Raw genomic sequence first — 10,957 nt, 5'->3', positions numbered from 1 at the left:
GTTGATAGGCCAGATCTGGAAGCCCGGCAACGGGTGGAGGTGACTGGTACTAATAGGCCGAGGGCTTGTCCTCAGTTGCTCGCGTCCACTGTGTTGGTTCTGAAACCACGAACAACCCCGTATGTCGGGCCACGACTACGGTGCGGTTGACAGTTTCATAGTGTTTCGGTGGTCATAGCGTGAGGGAAACGCCCGGTTACATTCCGAACCCGGAAGCTAAGCCTCACAGCGCCGATGGTACTGCAGGGGGGACCCTGTGGGAGAGTAGGACGCCGCCGAACTATTATTAATAGAGCTGGTCCCTGAACTTCGGTTCAGGGACCAGCTCTTTTTTGTTTTGCGTCACTTGCCGTTCACGTTCCGCAGCCAACATCCAGAGATATGGAGCCAGTTGGCATGTTGCGAGCCGCAGGTGTCGGTGCCGGTGACGAGGTCATCGTGCCGGCGTACGGAAACGTCGAGATCGCCGAGGCCGTGGTCCTGGCAGGGGCCGTGCCCGTGTTCGCGGACATAGATCGGGCGACGTACTGCCTCGATCCCGGAGCGGTGGCCGCCGCCGTGACCTCCCGTACGGCCGCGGTGGCCGTCGTGCACCGCTTCGGGCACCCGGCCGACGTGAGGCGCCTGCGGGACGTCGGGACGCGGCACGGCATTCTCGTGCTGGAACAGGGAGAGTCGGACGCACCGTTCGACGAGCGGGCGCAGCGGCGGGCCCACGCGGCCTACCTCAGCGGGCGGCTCGGCGGTGTGATCACCCCGGACGGCGTCGAGGGTCACAGTTATCAGCAGTACGTCGTGCGGGTGCCCGGAAATGGGCGGCCGGACCGCGACGCGTTCGCACGTGCCGTGCGGGCCAAGGGAATTGACTGCCGGGTGCCCGTGAAGACGCCCGTTCACCGCACGCCCAAGTTCTGGCGGGACGTCTATCTGCCGGAGACCGAGCGTGCCGCGGACGACACCTTGGCGCTGCCGGTCGACGCGTCCATGTCGCGGCGCGAGCTGCAGCGTGTGGTGTCCGCCTGCAATGCGCTCGGCGGGCTTCTCCAGCCGGCGTTCTGAGGGCCGCGTTCGCTAAGACGCCTCCTTGGTGTGGGACTTGAAGAACTCCCACATCAGGTCTGTCGCGTTGATTCCCGCGGTGGGGTCGGACATGCTGCCGCCCGCACCACCCGGCCAGGAGTGGCCCATGTCGGGCAGCCGGTAGACGATCACGTCCGAGCCGTCGCGGCACTTGGCTGTTGTTTTTTTGATCTTCTTCTTGAGCTTCTCGGGTTGGCTCGTCTTGCACGACAGGCGTTTCTGCCAGGCCGTGATGCCCTCGTCCATCCCGGCGTAGTGCTCGTCGAGGCCGCCGATGAAGGTGATCACGGAGACCGGGGTTTTCGGCATGTACGAGTCCTTCGCCGAGTCGGGGCCGAGATAGCCGCCGCTGACCGGGGCGATGGCCGCGAAGGTGTCGGGGAGTTCGACCGCCAGCTTGTAGGACATGTCGCCGCCGTTGGAGATGCCGGTCGCGTAGACGCGGTCCGGGTCGGCGTTCCAGGTGGTGGTCAGCCTCTTCGTGATCGTACGGATGAAGCCCACGTCGTCCTCGGTGCCGCAGCAGATCAACGCGTTGAAGGCTTGGTTGAGGCCGTCGGGATAGGCGACGAGGAAGTTCTCCTTGTCGGCTTTGGCGCTGAGGCCGCTGATCGTGGCCGCTGCCGCGCCGTCGGCCGGATAGGGGTGCATGGCGATGACCAGCGGGAGCTTTTCCGAGCGGTTGTAACCGGGTGGGGCGTGCACCGTGTAGACACGCTTCTTGCCTTTCCAGGTGAGCGTGACCTTTTGATCGCCCGGGCGCGGGGTCTCCGCTGCAGGCGGCCTCTTGGTGGGCTTCTGGTCCGCGGTCTTGTCGTCGTCTGACCCACAGGCTGCGAGCGGCAGGAGCAGGGCGGCCAGAGCCACGGGTAAGGAGTTCCGCATGGATGTACCACGTCGGGTCGGCATGGGCGCAGAGTGGCAGCGGCGGTGCGGGCGGTCCAGAGGAACGGTCGGTTCGAGGCACCTTCGATTTCAGGTATGATCTATTCCGTTGCCGAGCGGGAAACCGCGAAGCGCAACAGGCCCCTATAGCTCAGTCGGTAGAGCGTCTCCATGGTAAGGAGAAGGTCTGCGGTTCGATTCCGCATGGGGGCTCAGCGAGCAAGACGGGAAAGTCCCCGCCCAGTTGGGCGGGGACTTTTTTGTTTCCCGGGGGCCCAGGGCCCCCCGGTGCGAGATCGTCAGTCTTTCTGGATGTCGGGGACGCGCATCGCCAGGATGGCCATGTCGTCCGACGGGGCGTCCGTCGCGAAGCGCTCGACCGCGCGCATGATGCGGGCGGCTACCGCGCCCGCGGTGAGGCCCGTGCACGTGGTGAGGACGTCCGCGAGACCGTCGTCGCCGAGCATGCGGGTGCCTTCGCGGCGCTCGGTGACTCCGTCCGTCACGCAGAGCAGGACGTCGCCCGGGTCGAGCGTCATCGTCTGTTCGTAGAGCTCGAGGTCGTCCATGACGCCGAGGAGCGGCTGCGGCTCCGCGTACGGCTCGACCGTTCCGTCCTGGCGCAGGCGGAGGGGGAGCGGGTGGCCGGCGCAGACGATCTTCAGGACGGCCGATCCGTCCTCCTGCGGCCACAACTCCCCGTAGAGGAGGGTGAGGAAGCGGCTGCGGGCGCCTTCGTCGAGGATCGCGGCGTTCAGGCGTTCCAGGACGGCGGGGCCGCCGAAGCCCTCGCGGGCGAGGAGGCGCAGGGCGTGGCGGGCCAGGCCGGTGACCGCGGCTGCTTCCGGGCCCGTGCCGCAGACGTCGCCGATGGCGAAGCCGTACGCGCCGTCGCGGATGGGGAAGAGGTCGTAGAAGTCGCCGCCGACTTCGTTCCCCTCGCCGGCCGCGCGGTAGATGACGTCGACCTCGACGCCCGGGATCTGCGGGAGCCCCGGCGGCAGCAGGCTGCGCTGGAGGGACTGGCTGATGGCCATGCGCTCCGAGTACAGGCGGGCGTTGTCCAGGGCGAGGGCCGCTCGGCGGGAGAGGTCTTCGGCCAGTTCCAGGATCTCTTGGCGGAAGTGTTCGTCGGATGGCTTGCCCAGGGTCAACATGCCGATGACGCGGTTGCGGGCGACCAGGGGCAGGACGACCGTCTCGCCGCCCACCGCCGATGCCGTGGAGAGCGTCGTGCCGATGCCCGAGCCCAGGCTCAGGGGCTCGCCGAGGCCGAGGCTGCGCATGGAGGTGCGCAGGGCGGCCTGGTGGGCGGCCTCCGAGGGGGCGGCCCAGACACGGGCTCCCGGGGTCGGCACTGGGTCGGGAGGGGCGATCTTGGAGAGGAGTGCCTTCAGGCCGTCGATGCGCTCCTCGTCCTCGTGGAGGACGTACGAGAGATAGGGCTCGGACGACTGGTCGGCGATCGTGTAGACCGCGCACCAGGTGGCGAGCGTCGGGACCGTCATCTGGGCCATGAGCGCCAGGGTCTGGTCGCGGTCCAGGGTGCCCGCGAGGAGGTCCGATGCCTCGACCAGGAAGGAGAGCGAGCCACGGCGCAGGCGTTCGAGCTCGCCGAGGCGCGCGGACTCGACGGCGAGGGCGATGCGGTCGGCGGCGAACTGGAGGCGCAGGGCTTCTTCGTTGGAGTAGCGGTCGGGGGCCTCGGCGGCGACGCCCAGGGAGCCCGTGAGGCGTCCCTCGACCTTCAGCGGGACCGTGACGACGGAGCGCATGCCCGTGCCGCTGAGGAGCGGTACGGCACCGGGGACGACCGTGAGGTCCTCGTGTACGGCCGGCATGCGGGCGGAGCCGTAGCGACCGGGTCCTGCCTCCACGGGGACGCGGGCGAAGCGCTGGCGGGCCGAGGGGAGGCCTGTGGAGGCGCGTACCTCCAGCTCGGTCTCGTCGTCCGTGGCGAGGAGCAGGAAGGCGGCGTCGCCGTCGAGCATGTCGCGGGCGCGCTCGACCGTGCGCTGGAGCAGACCGTCGAGGTCGTCCGGCGCCGGGGAGCCGATGAAGACCTCGAAGGGGTCGGCGGTGTGCGACTCGGTGAGCGCCCCGGGCTCGGGGGCGGGGCCGCGCAGCGGGGTCTGCAGGACGGCGCGCTCGTCGTCGCGGACGAGCAGGCAGACCGTGGAGGGTTCGCCGTCGGCATCGCGCACGCGCAGATGTGAGGCGTAGACGGGGGTCACGCGGCCGTCGGAGCCGCGGATGCCGTAACTGCCCTCCCAGCGGGAGAGTTGGAGCGCTTCCACGATGCCCGTGCTGGTGCCCGGGGTGTGCGGCCAGGCGGCGAAGTCGGTGAGCGGTTTGCCGGTGACCTGTTCGGCGACGTACCCGAAGAGCTCTTCGGCGTCTTCGTTCCAGGCGGAGATCGCGCCCACGCGGTCGATCTGGACGACGGCCACGCGGACTCGGCCGTCGGTGAGGGGGAGCAGTTCGGCGGGGAGGGCGGGTCCTGCGGCCCGGGTGCCCACCGAGCGGTCGGGGAGGTCGAGTTGGAACCAGACCTGCTTCTGCGTGGGGGTGTAGTCGACGCCCCAGCGGGTGGCGAGCGCCGCGCACAGCTGGAGGCCGCGGCCGCCCTCGCGGTCAGGGTTGCCCATGTTCACGGCGGCTTGCTGGAGCGGGATCTCGCGTTCCGGATAATGGTCGGAGACCTCGATGCGTACGGCGTCCTCGCTGCGCAGGCACAGGACGTCGGCGGCGGTTCCGGCGTGCACCACGGCATTGGTGACGAGCTCGCTGGTGAGGACGACGGCGTCGTCGACGATGTCCGTGAACCCCCACCCCTGGAGGGTGTCGCGGACAAAGGAGCGGGCCGTCGCGACGGAACGCCCGACGGGGTCGAAAGTCGCAGCCGCGCGCGCGGTGATCACAGAACTCCTCGTACGAGCATCGACGCCCAAGTCTCCCACCATGGTGCGGCCGCCCCTCCGATGCCCGCTTGTACGTGTGCCACCGCCCAGGCCGGGCAGGACCGGGGTGGTTGGACAGCCGGATGCCAGGTTACTTACCTTCGCCGTCCATGCTGATGCCGGTCGTCAGTGTTTCCGCCCGGAGGGTGTGCGGACGGTGTGCGAAGCTGCCGAACTGTTATGGCCTGGTTCAGCCATGGTGAAACACTGGGCAAGCTTCTTGAAGAGAGCCCAGGTAACCCGAGCAGTACGGTCGACCCTTGCGGGAGGGACATAGTGGAGTCTGGCGCAGCGACGCGGGGCACTAAAACGCGTGCGAAAGACGGACAGTCCCAGAGCAAACAGCGCAAACCGCGCCACGGGACGACCACGTCGGTGGACGCAGCGGCCCTGAACAGGTTGCTCGCGGCGCTGGTGGCGATGCGGGACGGAAACTTCCGCAAGCGGCTCACGGTGTCCGGTGACGACGTCATGTCCGAGATCGCCGCCGTCTTCAATGAGGTCGCCGACCGCAATCTGCACCTGACCGGAGAGATCTCCCGGGTCCGGCGGATGGTCGGACGTGAGGGCAAACTCACGGAGCGCCTGGAGACCGGCGCGAGCGAGGGCTCGTGGGCGGCGGCGATCGACGCGTCGAACGCGCTGGTCGACGATCTCGTGCGCCCCGTCTCCGAGGTCGGGCGGGTGCTCTCCGCGGTCGCCGAGGGCGACCTGGAGCAGAGGATGGAGCTGCGGGCGCAGGCCGACGAGGGCAGCGGGCATCCGCTGCGGGGGGAGTTCCTGAAGGTCGGCCGTACGGTCAACAACCTCGTCGACCAGCTCTCGACGTTCACCGACGAGGTCACGCGGGTGGCCAGTGAGGTGGGCACCGAGGGCAAGCTGGGTGGCCAGGCGCGGGTACGCGGAATGTCCGGTTCGTGGAAGGATCTCACGGATTCGGTGAACACCATGGCGTACCGGCTCACCGCGCAGGTGCGTGACATTGCTCTCGTCACGACGGCGGTCGCCAAGGGTGACTTGTCCCGGAAGGTGACGGTTCACGTCGCCGGCGAGATGCTGGAGCTGAAGAACACCGTCAACACGATGGTCGACCAGCTCTCGTCCTTCTCCTCCGAGGTGACCCGCGTCGCGCGCGAGGTCGGCACGGAGGGCGAGCTCGGCGGCCAGGCGCAGGTGCCGGGTGTGGCGGGCGTGTGGAAGGACCTCACCGATTCGGTGAATCTTATGGCCGGCAATCTCACCGCCCAGGTGCGTGGGATCGCCCAGGTCACGACGGCTGTCGCGAACGGCGATCTGTCCCAGAAGGTGACGGTGAGCGCGCGCGGCGAGGTCGCCCAACTCGCCGAGACCATCAACCAGATGACCGAGACGCTGCGTACGTTCGCGGACGAGGTCACCCGTGTGGCGAACGAGGTCGGCGCCGAGGGGCAGCTCGGCGGTCAGGCGAACGTGCCGGGCGCGGCGGGGACGTGGAAGGACCTCACCGACTCGGTGAACACGGTCTTCCGCAACCTCACCACGCAGGTGCGCGACATCGCGACGGTGACGACGGCGGTCGCCAACGGCGACCTGTCGCAGAAGGTCACCGTCGATGTCGCGGGCGAGATGCTCGAACTGAAGAACACCGTGAACACGATGGTGGACCAGCTGTCCGCTTTCGGTGCCGAAGTGACGCGCGTGGCGCGGGAGATCGGTGTCGAGGGTGAGCTCGGCGGCCAGGCGCAGGTGCAGGGCGCGGCCGGCACGTGGAAGGACCTGACGGACTCGGTCAACACGGCCTTCCGTAACCTCACGGGCCAGGTCCGCAACATCGCGCAGGTCACGACGGCGGTCGCCAACGGTGACCTGTCGCAGAAGGTCACCGTCGACGTCTCCGGCGAGATGCTTCAACTGAAGAACACCGTCAACACGATGGTGGACCAGCTGTCGTCCTTCGCCGATCAGGTCACGCGGATGGCGCGCGACGTGGGTACGGAGGGCCGCCTCGGCGGCCAGGCGCGCGTGGACGGTGTCAGCGGCACCTGGAAGGAACTCACCGACTCCGTCAACTTCATGGCGGGGAACCTGACGTCGCAGGTGCGTCAGATCGCCCAGGTCACGACGGCAGTGGCCCGCGGTGACCTGTCGCAGAAGATCGACGTGGACGCGCGCGGCGAGATCCTGGAGCTGAAGAACACCATCAACACGATGGTCGACCAGCTCTCCGCCTTTGCCGACCAGGTGACCCGGGTGGCCCGCGAGGTGGGCACGGAGGGCCGCCTCGGCGGTCAGGCGCAGGTGCCCGGCGTGGCCGGTGTGTGGCGCGATCTGACCGACTCCGTGAACGGCATGGCCGGCAACCTCACCGCCCAGGTGCGCAACATCGCGCAGGTCGCTACCGCGGTGGCCCGCGGTGACCTGTCGCAGAAGATCGACGTGGACGCGCGCGGCGAGATTTTGGAGCTGAAGAACACCCTCAACACGATGGTGGACCAGCTCTCCGCGTTCGCCGAGCAGGTGACGCGGGTGGCCCGTGAGGTGGGCACCGACGGCATCCTGGGCGGTCAGGCCGAGGTGCAGGGTGTCTCCGGCACCTGGAAGGACCTCACGCAGTCCGTGAACGGCATGGCGAACAACCTGACGCTTCAGGTCCGCAACATCGCCGAGGTCACCACGGCCGTCGCCATGGGCGACCTCTCCAAGAAGATCACCGTCGACGCGAAGGGCGAGATCCTCGAGCTCGTCACCACCGTGAACACGATGGTCGACCAGCTCTCCAACTTCGCCGAGCAGGTGAACCGCGTGGCCCGCGAGGTGGGCACCGAGGGCAACCTGGGTGGTCAGGCGCGGGTTCCGGGCGTCACCGGTACCTGGAAGGACCTGAGCGACAACGTCAACCTGATGGCGAACAACCTGACCGGTCAGGTGCGCAACATCTCCCAGGTCGCGGCGGCGGTCGCCAACGGAGACCTGACCAAGAAGGTCACCGTCGAGGCGCGAGGCGAGGTCGCGCAGCTCGCCGACACCGTCAACACGATGGTGAAGACGCTGAGTTCGTTCGCGGACGAGGTGACCCGGGTGGCCCGCGAGGTGGGCACGGACGGCATCCTCGGCGGTCAGGCCCGGGTGCCCGGAGTCTCGGGCACGTGGAAGGACCTGACGGAGTCCGTGAACGGCATGGCCTCCAACCTCACCGGCCAGGTCCGCAACATCGCGATGGTCACCACCGCGATCGCCAAGGGCGACCTGACCAAGAAGATCGACATCGACGCCCGGGGCGAGATCCTCGAACTCAAGACCACCATCAACACGATGGTGGACCAGCTGTCGTCCTTCGCCGAGCAGGTCACGCGCGTGGCCCGCGAGGTGGGCACGGAAGGCCAGTTGGGCGGTCAGGCGCGGGTGCGGGACGTCGACGGCACGTGGCGTGACCTCACCGAGTCCGTGAACGAGATGGCCGGAAACCTGACGCGTCAGGTGCGTGCCATCGCCGAGGTCGCCACCGCGGTGACGCGCGGCGACCTGAACCTGAAGATCGACGTGGACGCCGCGGGCGAGATCCAGGTCCTTCAGGACAACATCAACTCGATGATCGCCAACCTCCGCGACACCACCCTCGCCAACAAGGAACAGGACTGGCTCAAGGGCAACCTCGCCCGTATCTCCGGCCTGATGCAGGGCCGCAGGGACCTGGCGGACGTCGCCTCGCTGATCATGAGCGAGCTGACGCCCGTGGTCTCCGCGCAGCACGGCGCGTTCTTCCTGGCGCTGCCCACGGAGGACGCCCCGGAGCCGGGCGCCGAGCAGGGTGACGCGTACGAGCTGCGCATGATGGGCAGTTACGGCTACTCCATGGGCTCCATGCCGACGTCCTTCAGGCCCGGCGAGACGCTGATCGGCACGGCGGCGCAGGAGCGGCGCACGATCCTCGTGGAGAACGCGCCGTCCGGCTACCTGCGGATCGCGTCCGGCCTCGGTGAGGCGCCGCCCGCGCAGGTGATCGTCCTTCCGGTGCTCTTCGAGGGAACCGTCCTCGGCGTGATCGAGCTGGCCGCTTTCCAGCCATTCACGCAGATCCAGAAGGACTTCCTCAGCCAGATCGCCGAGATGATCGCGACGAGCGTCAACACCATCAGCGTCAACACGAAGACCGAGGTACTGCTCAAGCAGTCGCAGGAGCTCACCGAGCAACTGCGCGAGCGCTCCGCGGAGTTGGAGAACCGGCAGAAGGCACTGCAGGACTCCAACGCCGAACTGGAGGAGAAGGCCGAGCTGCTCGCCCAGCAGAACCGCGACATCGAGGTCAAGAACACCGAGATCGAAGAGGCCAGGCAGGTCCTCGAGGAGCGCGCCGAGCAGCTCGCGGTCTCCATGCGGTACAAGTCCGAGTTCCTGGCGAACATGTCGCACGAGCTGCGTACGCCGCTCAACTCCCTGCTGATCCTGGCCAAGTTGCTCGCCGACAACGCCGACGCCAACCTCACCCCCAAGCAGGTGGAGTTCGCCGAGACGATCCACGGAGCGGGCTCGGACCTGCTGCAGCTCATCAACGACATCCTCGACCTGTCGAAGGTCGAGGCGGGCAAGATGGACGTCTCCCCGACACGCATCGCCCTGGTGCAACTGGTGGACTACGTAGAGGCCACTTTCCGGCCGCTGACCGCAGAGAAGGGACTCGACTTCTCCGTACGGGTGTCTCCGGAGCTGCCCGCCACGCTGCACACGGACGAGCAGCGGCTCCTCCAGGTGCTGCGCAACCTCCTGTCCAACGCGGTGAAGTTCACCGACTCCGGAGCGGTCGAGCTGGTGATCCGGCACGCGAACGCCGATGTGCCCAACGCCATCCGCGAACAGCTCCTGGAGGCCGGTTCGCTGCGTGACGCGGACGCGGATCTGATCGCGTTCTCGGTGAGCGACACCGGCATCGGCATCGCGGGCAGCAAGATGCGGGTCATCTTCGAGGCGTTCAAGCAGGCCGACGGAACGACGAGCAGGAAGTACGGCGGCACGGGTCTCGGGCTCTCCATCAGCCGGGAGATCGCGCGACTCCTCGGCGGCGAGATCCACGCGGCGAGCGAACCGGGCCGCGGCTCGACGTTCACGCTCTATTTGCCGCTGCACCCGAGCGAACTGCCGCCCCAGGGTTACTCGCAGCTGTCGCCCCTGCCGGGCACGGTCGCGAGGCCCGCCCTGGAGGAGGGCCCGTCCACGGCCGAGCAGCCCGCGCAGAGCGAGGGCGTCACACCGCCGCGGCCGGACGCGACGCCGGACTCCGGCACGCTCTTCAGGCGCCGGCGTCGTGCCGCTCACGCCTCTTCGGAGCAGCCGCCGGTGCTGCCCGGGCAGGGCGTCGCGGAGCCTCAGGAGGAGCGCTCGCGGGAGCAGTGGCCGACGGCGGGGCAGCAGGAGGCGGCTCAGGCGCGGCCGGGCTACCAGTTCGGCGGCGAGAAGGTCCTCATCGTCGACGACGACATCCGCAACGTGTTCGCGCTCACCAGTGTCCTGGAGCAGCACGGGCTCTCGGTGCTGTACGCGGAGAACGGCCGGGAGGGCATCGAAGTCCTGGAACAGCACGACGACGTGACGGTCGTCCTGATGGACATCATGATGCCGGAGATGGACGGGTACGCGACGACGACGGCGATCCGCAGGATGCCGCAGTTCGCCGGGCTGCCGATCATCGCGCTCACCGCGAAGGCCATGAAGGGTGATCGCGAGAAGGCCATCGACTCCGGGGCGTCCGATTACGTTACGAAGCCGGTCGACCCGGATCATCTGCTCTCGGTGATGGAGCAGTGGATGCGCGGGGAGTGACCGAGAAGAGGCTCCATCACGCGGAGTTGCTGACAGAGTGTGGCCGAGGCCGTGTAGAAGCGCGGTATTCGGGGAACCTTCTGGTCTCCCACTGCGTTTCTGCTACGTGCACAGTGACATCGCGGTGACAGGGTGTGGCGACAGGCGGGGTGCGGCTACCATGACCGGCACAAGGACGGACGGCGTAAGGGAGTCGTCCCCTGGGGCGGCGCCCGGTGTACCGCCGGGGCGAGGAGGGC

General features: G+C 68.1%; 4 protein-coding genes, 1 tRNA gene and 1 rRNA gene. 4 read left to right on the top strand and 2 right to left on the bottom strand.

From position 1 onward, the window contains the following. Positions 1-164: 164 nt before the first annotated feature. Together rrf and AB0I66_RS24365 are read left to right on the top strand one after the other, a co-directional pair. A 5S ribosomal RNA gene (gene rrf / locus AB0I66_RS24370) occupies positions 165-281 on the top strand. Between the two features lie 115 nt (positions 282-396). Beyond that, positions 397-1,059, top strand: coding sequence for a DegT/DnrJ/EryC1/StrS family aminotransferase (locus tag AB0I66_RS24365; protein ID WP_363210030.1), 663 nt, complete (start codon positions 397-399; stop codon positions 1,057-1,059). Positions 1,060-1,071: 12 nt separating this feature from the next. Here the strand turns inward: AB0I66_RS24365 and AB0I66_RS24360 are convergent, their stop codons facing one another. After that, positions 1,072-1,965: a PHB depolymerase family esterase gene (locus AB0I66_RS24360; protein ID WP_363210029.1), complete on the bottom strand. Its 894-nt coding sequence runs from the start codon at positions 1,963-1,965 to the stop codon at positions 1,072-1,074. Positions 1,966-2,105: 140 nt separating this feature from the next. Here AB0I66_RS24360 and AB0I66_RS24355 point away from each other — a divergent pair. Further along, positions 2,106-2,178: transfer RNA gene (locus AB0I66_RS24355), tRNA-Thr, on the top strand. A gap of 86 nt (positions 2,179-2,264) precedes the next feature. Here AB0I66_RS24355 and AB0I66_RS24350 read toward each other — a convergent pair. Beyond that, entirely contained in the window at positions 2,265-4,928 is a 2,664-nt protein-coding gene (locus AB0I66_RS24350; protein ID WP_363210028.1) for a SpoIIE family protein phosphatase, read from the bottom strand. A 273-nt stretch (positions 4,929-5,201) separates the two neighbouring features. Between AB0I66_RS24350 and AB0I66_RS24345 the strand changes: the two genes are divergently transcribed. Then, positions 5,202-10,718, top strand: a complete 5,517-nt coding sequence (locus AB0I66_RS24345) for a HAMP domain-containing protein (protein WP_363210027.1) — start codon at positions 5,202-5,204, stop codon at positions 10,716-10,718. The last annotated feature ends 239 nt before the right edge of the window (positions 10,719-10,957 follow it).

This window comes from Streptomyces sp. NPDC050439 (genome assembly GCF_040655335.1).
Lineage (GTDB): Bacteria > Actinomycetota > Actinomycetes > Streptomycetales > Streptomycetaceae > Streptomyces.
This window is presented reverse-complemented; position numbering and strand designations above follow the sequence as displayed.

Excerpts from the sequence above, each read along its gene's own strand:
- AB0I66_RS24365 (WP_363210030.1), top strand. The coding sequence starts at position 397 with ATGTTGCGAGCCGCAGGTGTCGGTGCCGGTGACGAGGTCATCGTGCCG.
- AB0I66_RS24350 (WP_363210028.1), bottom strand. The coding sequence starts at position 4,928 with ATGGTGGGAGACTTGGGCGTCGATGCTCGTACGAGGAGTTCTGTGATC.
- AB0I66_RS24360 (WP_363210029.1), bottom strand. The coding sequence starts at position 1,965 with ATGCGGAACTCCTTACCCGTGGCTCTGGCCGCCCTGCTCCTGCCGCTC.